This is a genomic window from Streptomyces sannanensis (assembly GCF_039536205.1).
GTDB lineage: Bacteria > Actinomycetota > Actinomycetes > Streptomycetales > Streptomycetaceae > Streptomyces > Streptomyces sannanensis.
In genome coordinates this window covers 1,871,387-1,888,367 of sequence record NZ_BAAAYL010000001.1, presented here as the reverse complement: position 1 = coordinate 1,888,367, position 16,981 = coordinate 1,871,387, and the positions used below count along the sequence as shown (strand labels likewise).

Annotated in this window: 17 protein-coding genes and 1 pseudogene; 9 read left to right on the top strand and 9 right to left on the bottom strand. The window is 67.9% G+C overall.

Annotated elements, in window-relative coordinates:
- Positions 1 to 308 precede the first annotated feature (308 nt).
- Positions 309 to 512 carry a DUF397 domain-containing protein gene (locus ABD858_RS08735; protein WP_345035650.1) on the bottom strand — a complete coding sequence of 68 codons (204 nt, stop codon included), beginning with the start codon at positions 510 to 512 and terminating at the stop codon, positions 309 to 311.
- Positions 491 to 1,336: a helix-turn-helix domain-containing protein gene (locus ABD858_RS08730; RefSeq protein WP_345035649.1), complete on the bottom strand. Its 846-nt coding sequence runs from the start codon at positions 1,334 to 1,336 to the stop codon at positions 491 to 493. The genes ABD858_RS08735 and ABD858_RS08730 overlap by 22 nt, the downstream gene beginning before the upstream one ends.
- A gap of 147 nt (positions 1,337 to 1,483) precedes the next feature.
- Between ABD858_RS08730 and ABD858_RS08725 the strand changes: the two genes are divergently transcribed.
- On the top strand, positions 1,484 to 1,780 hold the full coding sequence (locus ABD858_RS08725) for a hypothetical protein (protein WP_345035648.1): 297 nt from the start codon (positions 1,484 to 1,486) through the stop codon (positions 1,778 to 1,780).
- A 216-nt stretch (positions 1,781 to 1,996) separates the two neighbouring features.
- On the opposite strand, the gene ABD858_RS08720 is transcribed toward ABD858_RS08725, so the two are convergent.
- Complete coding sequence (locus ABD858_RS08720) at positions 1,997 to 2,209, bottom strand: hypothetical protein (protein WP_345035647.1); 213 nt, start codon at positions 2,207 to 2,209, stop codon at positions 1,997 to 1,999.
- Between the two features lie 908 nt (positions 2,210 to 3,117).
- A pseudogene (locus ABD858_RS08715) lies at positions 3,118 to 3,271 on the bottom strand (quinolinate synthase NadA); the annotation flags it as partial.
- A gap of 66 nt (positions 3,272 to 3,337) precedes the next feature.
- On the opposite strand from ABD858_RS08715, the gene ABD858_RS08710 reads away from it, so the two are divergent.
- Both ABD858_RS08710 and ABD858_RS08705 read left to right on the top strand, forming a co-directional pair.
- Positions 3,338 to 3,619 (top strand): hypothetical protein, encoded by a 282-nt coding sequence (locus ABD858_RS08710; protein ID WP_345035646.1) that lies wholly within the window; start codon positions 3,338 to 3,340, stop codon positions 3,617 to 3,619.
- Positions 3,616 to 3,948, top strand: a complete 333-nt coding sequence (locus tag ABD858_RS08705; protein WP_345035644.1) for a hypothetical protein — start codon at positions 3,616 to 3,618, stop codon at positions 3,946 to 3,948. Before ABD858_RS08710 ends, ABD858_RS08705 begins: the two co-directional genes overlap by 4 nt.
- Positions 3,949 to 4,167: 219 nt before the next feature.
- On the opposite strand, the gene nadA is transcribed toward ABD858_RS08705, so the two are convergent.
- A complete protein-coding gene (gene nadA, locus ABD858_RS08700) occupies positions 4,168 to 5,355 on the bottom strand; it encodes a quinolinate synthase NadA (protein WP_345035643.1) in 1,188 nt (395 codons plus the stop codon).
- Positions 5,356 to 5,644: 289 nt separating this feature from the next.
- Between nadA and ABD858_RS08695 the strand changes: the two genes are divergently transcribed.
- Positions 5,645 to 6,001: a HesB/IscA family protein gene (locus ABD858_RS08695; RefSeq protein WP_282538608.1), complete on the top strand. Its 357-nt coding sequence runs from the start codon at positions 5,645 to 5,647 to the stop codon at positions 5,999 to 6,001.
- A 91-nt stretch (positions 6,002 to 6,092) separates the two neighbouring features.
- On the opposite strand, the gene ABD858_RS08690 is transcribed toward ABD858_RS08695, so the two are convergent.
- Together ABD858_RS08690 and ABD858_RS08685 are read right to left on the bottom strand one after the other, a co-directional pair.
- Positions 6,093 to 7,517, bottom strand: coding sequence for a hypothetical protein (locus ABD858_RS08690; RefSeq protein WP_345035640.1), 1,425 nt, complete (start codon positions 7,515 to 7,517; stop codon positions 6,093 to 6,095).
- Between the two features lie 218 nt (positions 7,518 to 7,735).
- Entirely contained in the window at positions 7,736 to 7,945 is a 210-nt protein-coding gene (locus ABD858_RS08685) for a hypothetical protein (protein ID WP_345035638.1), read from the bottom strand.
- Positions 7,946 to 8,065: 120 nt separating this feature from the next.
- Between ABD858_RS08685 and ABD858_RS08680 the strand changes: the two genes are divergently transcribed.
- Complete coding sequence (locus ABD858_RS08680) at positions 8,066 to 9,040, top strand: carbohydrate kinase family protein (RefSeq protein ID WP_345035637.1); 975 nt, start codon at positions 8,066 to 8,068, stop codon at positions 9,038 to 9,040.
- A 510-nt stretch (positions 9,041 to 9,550) separates the two neighbouring features.
- On the opposite strand, the gene ABD858_RS08675 is transcribed toward ABD858_RS08680, so the two are convergent.
- Positions 9,551 to 10,930, bottom strand: coding sequence for a cysteine desulfurase/sulfurtransferase TusA family protein (locus ABD858_RS08675; RefSeq protein ID WP_345035636.1), 1,380 nt, complete (start codon positions 10,928 to 10,930; stop codon positions 9,551 to 9,553).
- A gap of 605 nt (positions 10,931 to 11,535) precedes the next feature.
- Here ABD858_RS08675 and ctaC point away from each other — a divergent pair.
- The 4 genes from ctaC to ABD858_RS08655 all read left to right on the top strand — a co-directional run bounded on the left by ctaC (position 11,536) and on the right by ABD858_RS08655 (position 15,985).
- Complete coding sequence (gene ctaC, locus ABD858_RS08670; RefSeq protein WP_345035634.1) at positions 11,536 to 12,504, top strand: aa3-type cytochrome oxidase subunit II; 969 nt, start codon at positions 11,536 to 11,538, stop codon at positions 12,502 to 12,504.
- On the top strand, positions 12,501 to 14,234 hold the full coding sequence (gene ctaD, locus ABD858_RS08665) for an aa3-type cytochrome oxidase subunit I (RefSeq protein WP_345035633.1): 1,734 nt from the start codon (positions 12,501 to 12,503) through the stop codon (positions 14,232 to 14,234). The genes ctaC and ctaD overlap by 4 nt, the downstream gene beginning before the upstream one ends.
- Positions 14,231 to 14,629: a cytochrome c oxidase subunit 4 gene (locus ABD858_RS08660; RefSeq protein WP_345035632.1), complete on the top strand. Its 399-nt coding sequence runs from the start codon at positions 14,231 to 14,233 to the stop codon at positions 14,627 to 14,629. Before ctaD ends, ABD858_RS08660 begins: the two co-directional genes overlap by 4 nt.
- A 111-nt stretch (positions 14,630 to 14,740) precedes the next feature.
- Positions 14,741 to 15,985 (top strand): L,D-transpeptidase, encoded by a 1,245-nt coding sequence (locus tag ABD858_RS08655; RefSeq protein WP_345035631.1) that lies wholly within the window; start codon positions 14,741 to 14,743, stop codon positions 15,983 to 15,985.
- Positions 15,986 to 16,393: 408 nt separating this feature from the next.
- On the opposite strand, the gene ABD858_RS08650 is transcribed toward ABD858_RS08655, so the two are convergent.
- Positions 16,394 to 16,810, bottom strand: a complete 417-nt coding sequence (locus ABD858_RS08650) for a response regulator transcription factor (RefSeq protein WP_345035630.1) — start codon at positions 16,808 to 16,810, stop codon at positions 16,394 to 16,396.
- Between the last annotated feature and the right edge of the window lie 171 nt (positions 16,811 to 16,981).

Here is a 16,981-nt window from a genome sequence, read left to right as displayed (position 1 = left end):
GTTCCTCGAAGTAGGTGCGAGAGGTAGCGTGTGTAGCAGTCATCAGGTCCCTTTCGGTCGCGTACGCTCGTGAGCTGCTCCAGCCGATCTTGAGGACGGCGATGGCCCTGGGCTTGGGTAGGGGCGTTCCGAGCAGGCGCTCGAAGACGCGAGTGAAGAGCTCCGGATCCTCCGGGAAGATCCGATGCATCGTTTCGTGCCGCGCAGTGACCATGGGCAGAACGCTATGGAGTGAGCGGCAGTTGTCGTGCTGATCAGGCTCCGCATCACACCATCGGATGGCCTGCGCAGGAACGGCCCCGCGAGGCTTATGCCTGCGCTTTGAGCGACTCGATGAAGGGTGCCCAGGCGGTGCTGGGGATGATGAGGGCGGGCCCCTCGGGGTGCTTGCTGTCGCGCACGGGGACGACGCCGGGGAAGTCCTCGGCGATCTCCACGCATTCGCCCCCGTTGGTGTTGCTGTGACTGCTCCTGCGCCAGTGAGCGGCGCTCAACTCGGGGGTGAGCCGCATGTCTTGTAGTCCTCCATCGTCTTGCCGATCAGCTGCGCCGACTCAGGGAGCGTGAGAGCGTTGGCGCGCAGAACCTCGTACTGCCGTCGCCACTTCTTCACTTCGTCCGGGTCCTCGTAGAGGTGACCGGCCTTGATGCCCTCTTCGTATGCCGCTGCCGAGCCGTTGGCGAGTGTCAGCAGAGTCAGTGCGCCGCCCATCAGCGAGTGCGGACCCGCGCTGAACGGCATCACTTGAACCTTACTGACCGGAGTATCCACTTGGTCGAGCAGCGAAGCCAGTTGCTCGTACATACACGCCTGGCCGCCGACCTGTCGGCGTAGTACGGATTCATCGATGACCGCCCACCGGAGCGGAGGGGCTTCCGAACGCTGCCTCTCCTGACGCGACATCCTGGCGGCGACACGTTCTTCGACCTGCTCTTCAGCCAGGTCCTCCTGGCAGCGCAGCAGCGCGTGGGCATACGCCTTGGTCTGCAACAGTCCGGGCAGGACTTGGGCCCCGTACTGCTCGATGGTCTCGGCTCGCGCCTCGAAGTCCATGTACCGGCGGTACTGGTCGGGATGGGCCTCACGCTTGGCCAGTTGGTACAGCCCGTGGAAGTGCTTGTCCGTGCCGAATGCGGCGTCGAGCCTGGCCGGCAGATCCGGCGGCGGCATCAGCTCCGCTGCCTCGATGCGCGCGAGTGTGCTTTTGCTGGAGTTCAGGATGTTTGCCAACTGCACCAACGACAGGTTCGCACGCTCGCGGTGGCGGCGCTGCTCCGAGCCGAAGTAGTGCCGAGCGGACAGGTACGGGGTCAGAGCCTGGGGCTTGAAAGTCATCGTTTTGCCTCTCTCGTGTCCCACTCCCAACGCTGGGACACGGCACCCCTATTGAAGCCACGCCTCTCAGGGTGACGATGTGAGCACACACGGTAGCTGCCCGGTGTTCGTGAACACCAGAGGGCCAGGGTCGGAGGTAGCGAGGCAATGATGCGTAACGGAAACGGCACCCGACTACGGTTGCTCCCGTGGACCACGCCGGAGGGCGCGCCCTGTTACCTGAGCACGGACGACTCCGGCAGTCGACTATCCCGGCTGGCCGACGAGTTGGAGGCCGAGCTGCTCGACTCCGCCGAGTGCGTCCTGACTGCGGCCAAGCCGCTGCTCGCTGATTCGGGTGCGGGGGAGCGGGAGTTGCGCTTCACCGGTGCACGGCTCGCTGAGGCGCTGGGGGACGTGTTGCGGATTGCCGTGAGTCGAGGCGCGCGGTTGTCGGAGGACTGAATGGTTTCCCTGTCAAGGCTGCCGTTTGGACGTCAGCGCGGCTGGGAGCGACCGGAGCCACGAAAAAATGGACCAGATCAGGACCAAAGTGCTGTTCACAGGCGTCACGAAGGTCACATTGTCATCGCGACGTGTTCAGTGGACCTCCCGTATGGCGAAGCTTGCGCCCGGCACATGCCATGTCTTGGTCGTGAATCCGGAGTGGGGGCGTGAGGATCAGGCGCAGGCGTCGCGCTGACGGCGCGTTGGGTAGACGGACGCGAGCCTGGTGGCGACCAGCCCATGACTGTCGGAGATGTGCTCTTCTGGCCCTCGGGTAAGGAGGAGCTCAAGAACAGGTTGAATGACGAGGAAGACGTGTGAAATGTGATAGAAGCTCAGGAGGGAAAGAAGAAGGCGGATAAATTCGGCCCCGATCTCCTCAGGCATGAAGCCGTGCACTCCGAGCAGTGGGCGCAATACGGAGACGCTCGTGCATGCATCCGTGACTACACGCGAGCCTCGACATCCTCGTGGTGGAATACCGACACGCCTTGGGCGGCGAACAAGTTTGAAGTCGAGGCTAACCTGTGGTGGGGAGGTTATCTCAATTGTGGCCCGCCGACGTTGGGGCCGGTTTCGTGACCAGGAAACTGGCTGGGGGAGGTATCGCCGTGGGCAAGGGCGAGGTGGATTCCAATGGTCACCCCGAGAGGAAAGGCGGACGGCTCTTCTCGTTCGGCAGGGCGTCTCTGATGGCGTTCGTGCTGGTATGGGGGACTTCCTCATGCTCCCCCGCCCCGGAGCCTGTGGTTGCGGTCGAGTCACTGGACGGAGCAACCGTGCGACTGCTGACCATGACCTGTGATGAATTCATCGTAGAGAGATTCAGCGTGCATCAAAATGGAAACTATAAGGGTCCACTGCGAAAGTGGGCGGTGAGTCGCGACTTTACGGGGCCTGACCTGAAATCCGTTCAGGTATTTCGTGAACCCGAAGGGTGGCGCACGTACGGGTCGGGCATCACAAGATTTGAGCGAGGTGCCACTTATGTGGCAAGTGTTCGATGGGGTTAACTCCAGAGGGATAATGGGGGATGCGACGTTCAGTCTCAAGCAACTGAGCAGTCCTTCCCGTGGCGAGGTGCTGACAGACGACGGGGACGGAAACGCCGTGACGATGAGCCGCAAGGACTTCTTGAACCAGGCCAACGAGTACTGCAGTGAGCCGGCCTCGTGACCGTGATACGCGATTACCGGCACGGAGGTCGTTGATTTCGGGCTGTACCGAGTCGGCTACGCCGAAGGGGGCGCCCGGTCACGGGGCGCACCCTTCGGCACGTCAGACTGGGCCGCGGGCTACGGCAGTGCCGGCATCCGCTCCAGCGCGAGCTTCGCGAAGATCTCGGTCTCCTTGTCGACCTCGATGCGGTTGACCAGGTTGCCCTCGGCCAGGGACTCCAGGGCCCACACCAGGTGCGGGAGGGTCGATGCGGTTCATGGTGGAGCAGAAGCGCCTGACGCCCTCCACCCTGCTGGATACTCTGGCCGGGGCACCCATCGGAGGGAGAACACCACCGTGAGCGCACAACCTGAGCATCCCTGTCAGCCGTCACGCATTCCGTGCACCCAGGACGCCGTAGCCGCAGCACTGCCGCCGGTACAGCGCATGGACTTCTACCGGGAGATGGGGCAGGCCGGCGCGGACGAGATTGGAGACATCCTCAAGAACTGGTGGCTCCTCGTGCAGATCGCCGGCGACCCCCGTACCTCCCGTACCGCCGCTGCGGTGAAGGCGGGTACGGCCACCGGCCGCCCGGCCTCGGCGATCATGCGCGAGCTGCGGAAGCGCAGCCAGTGAGTGACTGGCACGACCTGTACGACGGTCCCGAGGACGAGGACCCGATCAGTATGTCGCCCGAGGTCGAAGAGATCCTTCTCGGCCCTGATACGCCCCTGGACATCGTGGGGGCGGTATCCGTCGTCATGGTCGAGATGCGCGAGGCGCTGGGACTCGGAGTTCTTCCTCTCAGCGCCCGGCCGGTTCCCGGCGTAGACGACGTCTACACCTCCTTCATGCCCCACGGACTCGGCTTGATCGAGTACCACCGCAGCGTGACGCCGAAGGGAGCGCCCGGCTTCTACATAGCCCGCGTGGTCCGCTTCGACGACTACCCGACCGGCTTCTGACCCCGCAACACCACGAAGACCTCTGCCCATCCGAACTTGGTGGCCCCTCCTGCTGACCAGGAGATTTCACACCAGCCGCAACTCCGCCCCGTACAGGAGCGTGGTGGCGATGCGCGTAACTGAGAACGGGGGAGGCTGGTGCCCTTGGTCGAACCCCATGGGCCGACAGCGCCGAGGGGCGCCCATTCGGGGCGCCTCTCGGCGTCGGTGTGGTGCGGGCTACGGCAGCGCCAGCATCCGCTCCAGCGCGAGCTTCGCGAAGCTCTCGGTCTCCTTGTCGACCTCGATGCGGTTGACCAGGTTGCCCTCGGCGAGGGACTCCAGGGCCCACACCAGATGCGGCAGGTCGATGCGGTTCATCGTGGAGCAGAAGCAGACCGTCTTGTCGAGGAAGACGATCTCCTTGTCCTCGGCCGCGAAGCGGTTCGCCAGGCGGCGGACCAGGTTCAGCTCCGTGCCGATGGCCCACTTGGAGCCGGCCGGGGCGGCCTCCAGGGCCTTGATGATGTACTCCGTCGAGCCGACGTAGTCGGCCGCGGCCACGACCTCGTGCTTGCACTCGGGGTGCACCAGGACGTTGACGCCCGGGATGCGCTCGCGCACGTCGTTGACGGAGTCCAGCGAGAAGCGGCCGTGCACGGAGCAGTGGCCGCGCCACAGGATCATCTTGGCGTTGCGCAGCTGCTCGACGGTCAGTCCGCCGTTCGGCTTGTGCGGGTTGTAGATGACGCAGTCGTCGAGCGACATGCCCATGTCGCGGACCGCGGTGTTGCGCCCGAGGTGCTGGTCCGGCAGGAAAAGGACCTTCTCGCCCTGCTCGAAGGCCCAGTCCAGCGCGCGCCTGGCGTTGGACGAGGTACAGATCAGGCCGCCGTGCTTGCCGGTGAAGGCCTTGATGTCGGCGGAGGAGTTCATGTACGAGACGGGCACGACCTGCTCGGCGATGCCGGCCTCGGTCAGTACGTCCCAGCATTCCGCGACCTGCTCGGCGGTGGCCATGTCGGCCATCGAGCAGCCGGCCGCCAGGTCGGGCAGGACGACCTTCTGGTCGTCCGTGGTCAGGATGTCCGCGGACTCGGCCATGAAGTGCACACCGCAGAAGACGATGTACTCGGCCTCCGGGCGGGCGGCCGCGTCCCTGGCGAGCTTGAAGGAGTCCCCGGTGACATCGGCGAACTGGATGACCTCGTCGCGCTGGTAGTGGTGGCCGAGGATGAAGACCTTGTCCCCGAGCTTCTCCTTGGCCGCGCGGGCGCGCTCCACCAGGTCCGGGTCGGACGGGGAGGGCAGGTCACCCGGACAGTCCACGCCGCGCTCGCTCTTCGGGTCGGCCTCGCGGCCGAGCAGCAGGAGAGCGAGGGGCGTCGGCTGGACGTCCAGGGGCTGGGCGGTGGTCACGACACGCACCCTTTCTGTTCCGAATTTCGCGGCGGCGCAGCCGCCTCCAGTGGAGCCGGTGCTTGCACCGGGGGCTTTTCGTCTAAATGACACTATCTATCATAACTGGTTCACGTCACTTTGACGATGGCCATAGTGTCGATGTGACGCATTCCCCCACGACAAGCCGGTATCCGGCCTGCGACGCGTGTGCGAGCATGAAGAGGAAAGACTAGGGCTCGCCCGGAATGAATCCGGGACCCCGCCGGTTGCAAGCACCGTCGGCAAGCAGTCTCCGTACAACCCGGGAGAGAAGCAGATGTCCGTATCGGACGAGACCACCACTGTGAGCGACGGCATCATCCTGTCGGACGCTGCCGCGGCCAAGGTCAAGGCCCTGCTCGACCAGGAAGGCCGCGACGACCTGGCCCTGCGCGTCGCCGTTCAGCCCGGCGGCTGCTCCGGCCTGCGCTACCAGCTCTTCTTCGACGAGCGTTCGCTCGACGGTGACGTTGTCAAGGACTTCGACGGCGTCAAGGTCGTGACCGACCGTATGAGCGCTCCGTACCTGGGCGGCGCGTCGATCGACTTCGTGGACACCATCGAGAAGCAGGGCTTCACGATCGACAACCCGAACGCGACCGGCTCCTGCGCCTGCGGCGACTCCTTCAGCTGAAGCGCTGTGTGAAGGCGGCGGCCCTGGATGTCCAGGGACCGCCGCCTTCGTCGTACGCGGGGCTGTGCCCGTCCCGGGGCACCGGACGGGCTCAGGCGCCGGACGGGTCCGGAACGCGTGGGACCGTCTGGCCCGAGGCCGCGTCCACGACCTCGCGGTCGCCCAGGGGCTTGTCGAGCGTGACCTTCGTGGTGAGTTCCTTGGCGATCAGGATGCAGACCCTGCCGGGCTCGATCGGCTTCTCGGTGATCTCGACGCGTACCGCGTCCGCGCTCTCCGTCGCCCGCGCACCGTATTCGCTGCACACCCCACCCCAGAAGCGCAGTGTCAGCGTCCGCCCGGACGCGTCCACGTCGTACGACTGCACGCGCCGGTCCGACGCGGCCGGCGGGGTGTCCTTCCCCGGGGGAGCCGGCTCGGTCAGATAGTCCGGGTGCACCGCGGGCTGGGTGATGGTGAACGGCTGCGCCGCACCCTGCGGCTTCACCTCGAACAGCCACGACGGTACGAGCAGCTGCCGGCCGTTCATGTAGTGGGAGGCGAGACCGAAGACCGCCCCGGTCACCGGCACCGGATCCGATGCCGGCCCTTGGTGCCCCGGCTTGCAGGGCGCGACCGGCTGGTCCTGCTCGGTCGGCACGGGGACGGCGCAGCCGCCGATGCCTCCCGAGCCCCGGCCCGCCTCGTTGAGCCGCTCGAGCGCCGCCTTCGCGCCGATCACCGGATACTCGTCGCCCTTGACCGGAGGCTTCAGCTGTCCGCTGCCGCCGACCACATGTCCCTCCGGGCCGACCTGGATCCCGGTCGCCCAGCCGTATGTGGGCAACCCACCGATCACCGGGTCGGCGTTCACGACCCGTACCGAGCCCATGAGCTGCCGGGCGTCGAGCTTGACGTCGTCCTGGCCGATTGCCTTCAGCACGGGCGTGGCGGCGGCTTTCGCCACCTGCTCGCTCACCGCGGGGCCGCGGTCCGGCTTGTCGCCCGGGTCGGGGCAACGCTCCTGGTCCTTGCGGCAGAAGTCGCTGCCCCGCGGCCCGTACTCGATGAACGACCAGGTCCCCGGCGCCTGCTTGTTGACCGTCAGGACCGGACCCTCACCGTCCGGTGCGCCCCCGGCCCGCCAGGCCGTGCCGACGAGCCGCGGAGTGTCCGGCAGCCCCAGGGCCCTGGCGAGCCGCGTCGCCTCGGCCTGGGTCACCGTGCCCTGCGGCCGGTACACCGGGGCTTTGTCCGGGCCGTCCGGCAGTGGGCCGGCGGCCTTGTAGCTCACGCCGCCCGGGTCCGGCTCGCCGGGTGCGATGCCCTCCGTGGGCCCGTCGAGCGTCAGCCGCGGCGGCCGCTCGCTGCTGCTCTCCGTATTGCTGCCGCGTTCGTCGCTGCCGGCGGCTGTGGAGGCCCAATAGGCGCCACCGCCACCGGCGAGCAGTACCGCGGCCGCCACGGAGACCAGGGCGACCCTGGAGCGCCGCCGGCGGCGGGGGCTGTCAGTGCTGGTGTCGGGCCGATCGCTCACCGCATTGCTCCTTCGACTGCGCTGCCGTCCGGTTACGTGGGACACGGATGGGACGGAGCGGGGGAGCGAGCGGTTCCCTCACGCGCGGATGGGGGTCCCCCCTGCTCATGGGGGTCCCCCCTGCTCATGGGGGTCCCCCCTGCTCGAGCGAAGCCGAGAGCTTGGGGGAGGAGCCGAGAGCTTGGGGGAGGAGCCGAGAGCTTGGGGGAGTGCGCCGGTCAGTCGCCGTACTCGGACATCCCGGCGATCAGCTGTACGGAGGCAGGCGGAACCGAGATCGCGTGGATCAGCGAGGGCGGAACGGGCGCGGGCAAGGCCGTCGCGGGTACCACCCAGTGCGGGGCCATCCGGGCGCAGTCGCTGCGCAGTGCCTCCAGACCTCCGTCGAGCTCGAGCGGGCCGGAATCCGGAACGGTGTACTCGGCCATGCGATTGCTCCCGTGTCTCGCGGGGCCCGGTCGGGCACGAACCCCTGACATGGGCACCGTACGCCCTACGAGCGGGTAGCGTGGGCTGTCAACGTCGTCCCTCGCAGGAGCAGCCTCGCCGTGCGTATCGCAGTCACCGGCTCCATCGCCACCGACCACCTCATGACCTTCCCCGGCCGATTCGCCGACCAGCTGGTCGCCGATCAGCTGCACACGGTCTCCCTCTCCTTCCTGGTCGACACCCTCGACGTACGCAGGGGAGGGGTTGCCGCGAACATCTGCTTCGGCATGGGCCAGCTCGGCACCAACCCCATCCTGGTCGGCGCGGCGGGCTCGGACTTCGACGAGTACCGCGCCTGGCTCGACCGGCACGGCGTCGACACGCGCCATGTCCGCATCTCCGAGGTGCTGCACACCGCTCGCTTCGTCTGCACCACCGACGCCGACCACAACCAGATCGGCTCCTTCTACACGGGTGCGATGAGCGAGGCCCGGCTGATCGAGCTCAAGGCCGTCGCCGACCGTGTCGGCGGGCTCGACCTGGTGCTGATCGGCGCCGACGACCCCGAGGCGATGCTCCGGCACACGGAGGAGTGCCGTACGCGCGGTATCCCGTTCGCGGCCGACTTCTCGCAGCAGATCGCCCGGATGAACGGCGACGAGATCCGGATACTGCTGGAGGGCGCGGCGTATCTCTTCTCGAACGAGTACGAGAAGGGGCTCATCGAGTCCAAGACCGGCTGGACCGACGAGGACATCCTCGCCAAGGTCGGCCACCGGGTCACCACGCTGGGCTCGCAGGGCGTCCGCATCGAGCGGGTCGGCGAGGAGCCGATCCTGGTGGGCTGCCCGGAGGAGCAGGGCAAGGTCGACCCGACCGGTGTCGGCGACGCCTTCCGGGCCGGCTTCCTCGCGGGCCTGGGCTGGGGCGTCGGCCTGGAGCGCGCGGCCCAGGTCGGCTGCATGCTCGCCACGCTGGTGATCGAGACGCTGGGCACCCAGGAGTACACCCTGAGCCGCGAGCCCTTCATGGAGCGCTTCACCAAGGCGTACGGCCACGAGGCGGCGGCAGAGGTCCAGGCACACCTGCTCTGACGCGCCGGCGACACGTCCGGGGCCCTGCCCCGGACCCTCCCCAGCTGACGCCGGGAGGCGCCCCCAGCCCTCGAGCGCCGGACGGGATGCATTCCCCGGCCCGTCCGGCCAGGTCTCCGGGAGTGCGCTCCGGCCAGTCCGGCTCAGTCTCACCTGATGTGCGGGGGGCGTCCCCTTGCGGCCCGTCCTGGGGGCACCCCCAGCGGTTAGCTGGAGGAGGCAGCCGGGGGAGCTTTAAGGAGGGGGACACTCAGGCCAAGCGCACGGTGGTCGTCTGGTTTCAGGTCGTCCGGCCCGCCTGGGCCCGGGCCCAGGCGGGGTGCGGCGGCACATCACAGCCGACGCTCCAGTCGGCCTGACAGTGGACGTGGGGCTACAGCTCGACCGGCCCGGGCGGGCCCGGCTCCCTACGCGGGGGTGGCGAATTCCAGCACGTCCTGGGGGAGTTTGAGGACGGACACTCCGGTCAGCCTGACGGTGGGCGTCGCGCTCGGCTCGGCGGACCCGTCGTCATGCCACGCGTCGGACCTCGTACGCCGTGCCGCCCTCCACCGGGCGCTCGCCCACGTACTCCTGGCCGCGCATCTCGCACCACGCCGGGATGTCGAGCCGCGCGGCCTCGTCGTCTGACAGCACCGTCACGATCCCGCCCACCGGCACGTCACCGAAGACCTTCGCGAGCTCGATCACCGGGATCGGGCACCGCTTGCCCAGAGCGTCGACGATCAGCGAGTCGTCCGCGGCCCGGACGGGCGAGGCCGCGGGTGCGCCCAGGCGCTCGCGCACCCCGGCGACGACCCCCGGTAGTACCTCGAGGAAGCGGTCCACGTCCTCCTCGCCCGTGCCCAGCGGCAGCGACACCCGCACATTGCCCTCGGACAGCACACCCATCGCGCGCAGCACATGGCTCGGGGTCAGCGTGCTGCTCGTACAGGATGAACCGGATGAAACGGAGAAACCGGCGCGGTCCAGCTCGTGCAGCACGGTCTCTCCGTCGGCATAGAGACACGAGAAGGTCACCAGGTGGGGCAGCCTCCGCACCGCGTCTCCCACGACCTCGACATCCGGCACGGCCTCGGGAACCCGCGCCCGGATACGGTCCACCAGGCCGCGCAGCCGGAGCGCCTCCGTCTCCGCCTCCGCGCGTACCGCCCGCAGGGAGGCCGCGGCGGCGACGATGGCCGGGATGTTCTCGAAGCCGGCCGCCCGCCCCGACTCCCGCTCGTCCGCGGGGCCTTGCGGCGCGTACCGGACCCCCTTCCGCACGGCCAGCAGTCCGACCCCCGACGGCCCGCCCCACTTGTGGGCGCTCGCGGTGAGCAGCGACCAGCCGCCCGGCACCGGCCCCCAGCCCAGCGACTGCGCCGCGTCGACCAGCAACGGCACCCCAGCCGCCCGGCATGCGTCCGCCACTTCGGCGACCGGCTGTTCCGTGCCCACTTCGTGGTTGGCGGACTGGAGGCAGGCCAGCGCGGTGTCGGGGCGGAGTGCTTCCGCGTACCCGGTGACGGACACGCGCCCGGTGCGCTCCACCGGCACCTCGGTCACCTTGCCGCCCTCCGCTTCATGCGTACCGGCGGCATGAAGTACGGAGGAGTGCTCCACGGAGGACACGATCAGGTGACGTCCGACCCGCCGTCGCCCGGCCAGCGCACCGGCCATCCCGGAGTGCACCGCCCGCGTGCCGGACGTGGTGAACACCAGCTCGTCGGGCCGGCAGCCCACCGCCTCTGCGGCCGCTTCGCGGGCCGCGTCCAGCAGCAGCCGGGCCCGCCGCCCTTCGCGGTAGAGCCGGGCGGGGTCGGCCCAGCCCTCGTCGAGGGCGGCCTGGAGGGCCTGCCGCGCGACGGGGTGCAGTGGAGCGGAGGATGCGGCGTCGAAGTAAGGCACACAGCCACGCTAGCGCCGTCCTTTCGGGCGGTTCGCCTCCGGGGCGGGCCGGTCACTGCTGACGGCCGACCCCGCCAGGGGGCCGGCGGAGCCGGATGCCGGCACAGCGCTGGTGACCTGCGCTTCCCGAGCTACCTCCCCGAGCTACCTCCCCGAGCTACCTCCCCCAGCTACCTCCCCCAGCTACCTCCCCCAGCTACCTCCCCCAGCTACCTCCCCCAGCTACCTCCCCCAGCTACCTCCCCCAGCTACCTCCCCCAGCTACCTCCCCCAGCTACCGCTGGGGGTGCCCCCAGGGGTGCCCCTGCTTCTTCCCGGTGGTGGCGTGCCCGTCCGGCCCAAGCCCGCCCCCCTCGTCGGGGAAAGGCCGTCAGATGACTGCTGAACGAGGCGATTCCGCCGTGTTTCTACCGCCTTTTCCCCGGTGTTCCACCCCTTCGGGGAGTCGGGCGGCGCGTTGGGCACCCTCCCCGCGCGCCCCCAAATAGCGTCCAGTAGGGTTTGGTCCGCATAAACATCCAAACCCCTGCCCGCGTCAGGGCCGGCGACCGACCAGCGAGACGGCCGCAGCCGACCTGCGGGCGAGACTCTCGGGAAGGCGCTACGTGAGTCCCAACGGCTCCGACCGCTCGCCGCGGCGCCCGATGCGGCGGAAGCTGCTGCAGGCGCTGACTGCGGGCCTGGTCCTGGCGACCGCTACTGGTTGCTCGTATAACTGGGAAGACTTCCCCCGCCTCGGAATGCCCACCCCCGTCACCGAGGAGGCGCCGGTCATCCTCTCCCTCTGGCAGGGTTCGTGGGCGGCCGCACTTGCGACAGGCTTCCTGGTCTGGGGCCTGATCCTGTGGAGTGTGTTCTTCCACCGGCGCAGTCGCACCAAGGTCGAGGTCCCTCGGCAGACCCGGTACAACATGCCCATCGAGGCCCTGTACACGGTGGTTCCGCTCATCATCGTCTCGGTGCTGTTCTACTTCACCGCACGTGACGAGGCGAAGCTGATCGCCCTCTCTCCCAAGCCGGCCCACACCATCAACGTGGTCGGCTACCAGTGGAGCTGGGGCTTCAACTACATCGAGAACGTCCCCGGTGCCGGCACCGAGAACGCGAAGACGAGCAAGGAGCTCGCCGCGATTCCGGACCGGCTCAAGAAGGAGTTCCCGCCCAACGCCAACGGCGTGTACGAGGTGGGCATCCCCGGCACCAAGAACCCGCAGACCGGCAACCCGGGCCCGACCCTGGTGCTGCCCAAGGGTGAGAAGGTCCGCTTCGTCCTGACGTCCCGCGATGTCATCCACTCCTTCTGGGTGGTTCCGTTCCTGTTCAAGCAGGACGTCATCCCGGGCCACACCAACGCCTTCGAGGTGACTGCGACCCAGGAGGGCACCTTCCTGGGCAAGTGCGCAGAGCTCTGCGGCGTCGACCACTCCCGAATGCTCTTCAACGTGAAGGTCGTCTCCCCGGAGCGCTACCAGGAGTACCTCAAGGAGCTGGCGGACAAGGGCCAGACCGGCTTCGTGCCGGCGGGTATTCCGCAGTCCGAGCCCGCCAAGAACCACGAGACGAGCAAACTGTGAGCATCCTCAACGAACCTCAGGGTGCCGCGGCAGTGGAGGCCTCGTACGAGGACGAACTGCCGGTACGGCGCAGGCAGCCGGGTAACGTCGTCGTGAAGTGGCTGACCACCACCGACCACAAGACGATCGGCACGCTCTATCTGGTCACGTCGTTCGCGTTCTTCTGCATCGGCGGCCTGATGGCGCTCTTCATGCGCGCCGAGCTGGCCCGTCCGGGCACGCAGATCATGTCGAACGAGCAGTTCAACCAGGCGTTCACGATGCACGGCACGATCATGCTGCTGATGTTCGCGACGCCGCTGTTCGCCGGATTCGCGAACTGGATCATGCCGCTGCAGATCGGCGCGCCCGATGTGGCGTTCCCGCGGCTGAACATGTTCGCGTACTGGCTGTACCTCTTCGGCTCGCTGATCGCGGTGGCCGGCTTCCTCACCCCGCAGGGTGCGGCCGACTTCGGCTGGTTCGCCTACTCCCCGCTGTCGGACGCGGTCCGCTCGCCGGGTGTCGGCGCCGACATGTGGATCATGGGTCTGGCCTTCTCCGGCTTCGGTACGATCCTCGGCTCGGTCAACTTCATCACCACGATCATCTGCATGCGCGCTCCGGGCATGACGATGTTCCGCATGCCGATCTTCGTGTGGAACGTGCTGCTGACCGGTGTGCTGGTCCTGCTGGCCTTCCCGGTGCTGGCCGCCGCGCTCTTCGCGCTGGAGGCGGACCGCAAGTTCGGTGCGCACGTCTTCGACGCGTCCAACGGTGGCGCCCTGCTGTGGCAGCACCTCTTCTGGTTCTTCGGACACCCAGAGGTGTACATCATCGCCCTGCCGTTCTTCGGCATCATCTCGGAGATCATCCCGGTCTTCAGCCGTAAGCCGATGTTCGGTTACATGGGCCTGGTCGGCGCGACCATCGCGATCGCCGGTCTGTCCGTGACGGTGTGGGCGCACCACATGTACGTCACCGGCGGTGTGCTGTTGCCGTTCTTCTCCTTCATGACCTTCCTGATCGCGGTACCGACCGGTGTGAAGTTCTTCAACTGGATCGGCACCATGTGGAAGGGGTCACTGTCCTTCGAGACCCCGATGCTGTGGACCATCGGCTTCCTGATCACCTTCACCTTCGGTGGTCTGACCGGTGTCATCCTGGCCGCGCCCCCGCTGGACTTCCACGTCTCCGACTCGTACTTCGTGGTCGCGCACTTCCACTACGTCGTCTTCGGCACCGTGGTCTTCGCGATGTTCGCCGGATTCCACTTCTGGTGGCCGAAGTTCACGGGCAAGATGCTGGACGAGCGCCTCGGCAAGATCACCTTCTGGACGCTGTTCGTCGGCTTCCACGGCACGTTCCTGGTGCAGCACTGGCTGGGTGCCGAGGGCATGCCGCGCCGTTACGCGGACTACCTCGCCGCCGACGGCTTCACTGCGCTGAACACGGTCTCGACGATCAGCTCGTTCCTGCTCGGCATGTCGATGCTGCCGTTCTTCTACAACATCTGGAAGACCGCCAGGTACGGCAAGAAGATCGAGGTCGACGACCCGTGGGGCTACGGCCGTTCGCTCGAGTGGGCGACGTCCTGCCCGCCGCCGCGGCACAACTTCCTCACCCTGCCGCGGATCCGTTCGGAATCCCCGGCGTTCGACCTGCACCACCCGGAGATCGCCGCGCTCGACGAGCTCGTCGCCGGTCACGGTGACAAGGTCCTGTCCGGTGGCAAGGAGGCCGGCAAGTGAAGATCCAGGGCAAGATGTTCATCTGGCTGAGCATCTTCATCCTCGCCATCGCGGTTACCTATGGCGTGTGGGCGAAGGAGCCGGCCGGTACCACGGCACTCTTCCTGGCCTTCGGTCTGTGCATCATGGTCGGCTACTACCTGGCCTTCACGGCCCGGCGGGTCGACGCGGGTGCGCAGGACGACAAGGACGCCGATGTCGCGGACGACGCCGGTGAGCTGGGCTTCTTCTCCCCGCACAGCTGGCAGCCGCTGGCGCTGGCGATCGGTGGAGCCTTCGCCTTCCTGGCCGTCGCGATCGGCTGGTGGCTGATCTACTTCGCGGCGCCGCTGATCATGCTCGGCATCTGGGGCTGGGTCTTCGAGTACTACCGAGGCGAGAACCAGAACCAGTAGCACCCGAAGTGCTCGGAATGGGCCCGGGTTCCCCCGTACGGGGGAACCCGGGCCCACTCGTTTGCAGCCCTTGGGCGCGCCGCTGCTGACGAAGCTTCATAGCGTGTGGTCATGAACCACACGCCACTTCGCACCGTACTGAGCTGCACTCTTCTGGTCATGTCCCTCGGCGCCGGCGCGACGGCGTGCCTCGGTGACGGCGGCAGTCCCCTCGCCGAGAAGCCCTACGACGCCACTGGCCAGATCGCCTTCAACGACCCGGGGAAGGGGAAGGCGGACCCGGACAAGCCGTTGGAGATAACCGTCAAGGACGACGGGGTCCGCATAACCGATGTGACCGCCGTCGACGAGGACGGCCGCCGGCTGGCCGGTGAACTCTCGGCGGACGGCTCCCGCTGGCACAACACCGCGCCGATGGCGGCGGGTACGCGTTACACGGTCAGGGTCAGCACCGAGAACGAGGACGGCGCACCAGGCGCCCGCACGCTGACGTTCGAGACCGCCGCCACCCAGAAGGTCCTGAAGGTCACGTTCGGCCCTGAGAAGGGCACCTATGGCGTCGGACAGCCCGTTACGGCCGAACTTGGGGCCGCTGTCGAGGACAAGGCGGCGAGAGCCGTGGTCGAGCGGGCCCTGAGAGTCGAATCCGAGCCCGCGGTCGAGGGATCCTGGCACTGGGTGGACGGCAAGAATCTGCACTACCGCCCGAAGGACTACTGGCCGGCCGGGACCGTCGTCCGGGTGCACAGCAACCTCAAGGGCATAAAGGTCGGGAAGGGGCTCTACGGAGGCAACTCGGCGCCGCTCTCGCTGGCCATCGGCGACCGGATCGAGGCCCTCACCGACGCCGCGGCCCACCGGATGACCGTCAAACGCAACGGCGAAGTGATAAAGACCATTCCGGTGACAACCGGGAAGCCGGGTTTCGCCACTCGCAACGGCATCAAGGTGGTGCTGGGCAAGGAGTACTTCGTCCGGATGCGCGGCAGCACCGTCGGCATCCCCGAGGGCAGCGACGACGCGTACGACCTGCCCGTCTACTACGCGACCCGGGTCACCTGGAGTGGTGAATACGTCCACGCGGCGCCCTGGTCGGTCGGCTCGCAGGGCTTTGCGAACGTCAGCCACGGCTGTACGGGCATGAGCACCGCCAACGCGTCCTGGTTCTACGACACCATACGCAAGGGTGACATCGTGGAGGTCGTCGGGAGCCTCGGATCGGCCATGCAGCCCTTCGGCAACGGCTTCGGCGACTGGAACCTGACCTGGGACAAGTGGCGCAACGGCAGCGCCCTGCTGACCGGCATGCTGGACAGCGGCCCCACCGACACGGCGAGGCTGCGTCCGCAGGTCTGATTCTTCCAGAGGCCCGGTTCACCTCCGGGAACGCTCAAGCCTCTGCCGACGGTCGTCCACGCGGCGGAGCCGCACATCGATGCAGCCTCGGATCCCTCACACGGCGCAGCCGCGGATCGGCACGAGCCCTCGGGACCCTGCGCGCTCCCCCGGCCACCTGCCCCGGCTGCCTCCCCCGGCTACTAGCTACCTCCCCCAGCTACCTCCCCCAGCTACCTCCCCCAGCTACCGCTGGGAGGTGCCCCCAGAGGTGCCCCCGGAGGTGCCCCCAGAGGTGCCCCCGGAGGTGCCCCCAGAGGTGCCCCCAGAGGTCCCCGGAGGTGCCCCCGCTCCCTTTCGGAGTGCCGATATGCGCCTCCGGCGCGTGGAGCCGCGCCCCCTTCGGCTCACTCGCCAGGCGTCCGCAGGTCAGGCGCTCGCGGGTACGGGGCCGTTGTTGAGCCGCGTGCGCAGCAGCGCGGCCAGCGACTCCGCGAACTCCACCGGGTCCACCGGCAGGGTCACGGCGGCGTCCGCGCGGCTCCAGGTCGCCAACCAGGCGTCCTGAGGCCGCCCGATGAGCACCAGTACCGGCGGGCAGCGGAAGATCTCGTCCTTGATCTGCCGGCACACGCCCATACCGCCCGCCGGCGTGGCCTCGCCGTCCAGTACGCAGACGTCGATGCCGCCGTGCTCCAGTTCCTTCAGGACGGCGGGCAGCGTCGCGCACTCCACGTACTCCACCGGCGGCACGTCCGCCGAGGGCCTGCGGCCACCCGCCAGTCTGACCTGCTCGCGGGTGTTCGCGTCGTTGCTGTAGACCAGCACGGTGGCGGTCGGCTGCATTGTTCCTCCGTGACAAGTGTGTCTGGCGGTAGTGAACCGATGCGGCGGATGCTACTCCTCCCGACAGCGCGTCAACACCGGTAAGCACCGCTTCCCGATGGGCCGTTCGGGCTGGGCAGAGGGCACTGACACACCGAACGGCACCCCCCAGGGTGAGGGCGAGATAAGCGC

Bases quoted from the DNA above. Each gene is read 5' to 3' on its own strand.
- ABD858_RS08735 (WP_345035650.1), bottom strand. From the start codon at position 512: ATGCGGCTCACCCCCGAGTTGAGCGCCGCTCACTGGCGCAGGAGCAGT.
- ABD858_RS08730 (WP_345035649.1), bottom strand. From the start codon at position 1,336: ATGACTTTCAAGCCCCAGGCTCTGACCCCGTACCTGTCCGCTCGGCAC.
- ABD858_RS08725 (WP_345035648.1), top strand. From the start codon at position 1,484: ATGATGCGTAACGGAAACGGCACCCGACTACGGTTGCTCCCGTGGACC.
- ABD858_RS08720 (WP_345035647.1), bottom strand. From the start codon at position 2,209: ATGCCTGAGGAGATCGGGGCCGAATTTATCCGCCTTCTTCTTTCCCTC.
- ABD858_RS08695 (WP_282538608.1), top strand. From the start codon at position 5,645: ATGTCCGTATCGGACGAGACCACCACTGTGAGCGACGGCATCATCCTG.
- ABD858_RS08685 (WP_345035638.1), bottom strand. From the start codon at position 7,945: ATGGCCGAGTACACCGTTCCGGATTCCGGCCCGCTCGAGCTCGACGGA.
- ABD858_RS08655 (WP_345035631.1), top strand. From the start codon at position 14,741: ATGAACCACACGCCACTTCGCACCGTACTGAGCTGCACTCTTCTGGTC.
- ABD858_RS08650 (WP_345035630.1), bottom strand. From the start codon at position 16,810: ATGCAGCCGACCGCCACCGTGCTGGTCTACAGCAACGACGCGAACACC.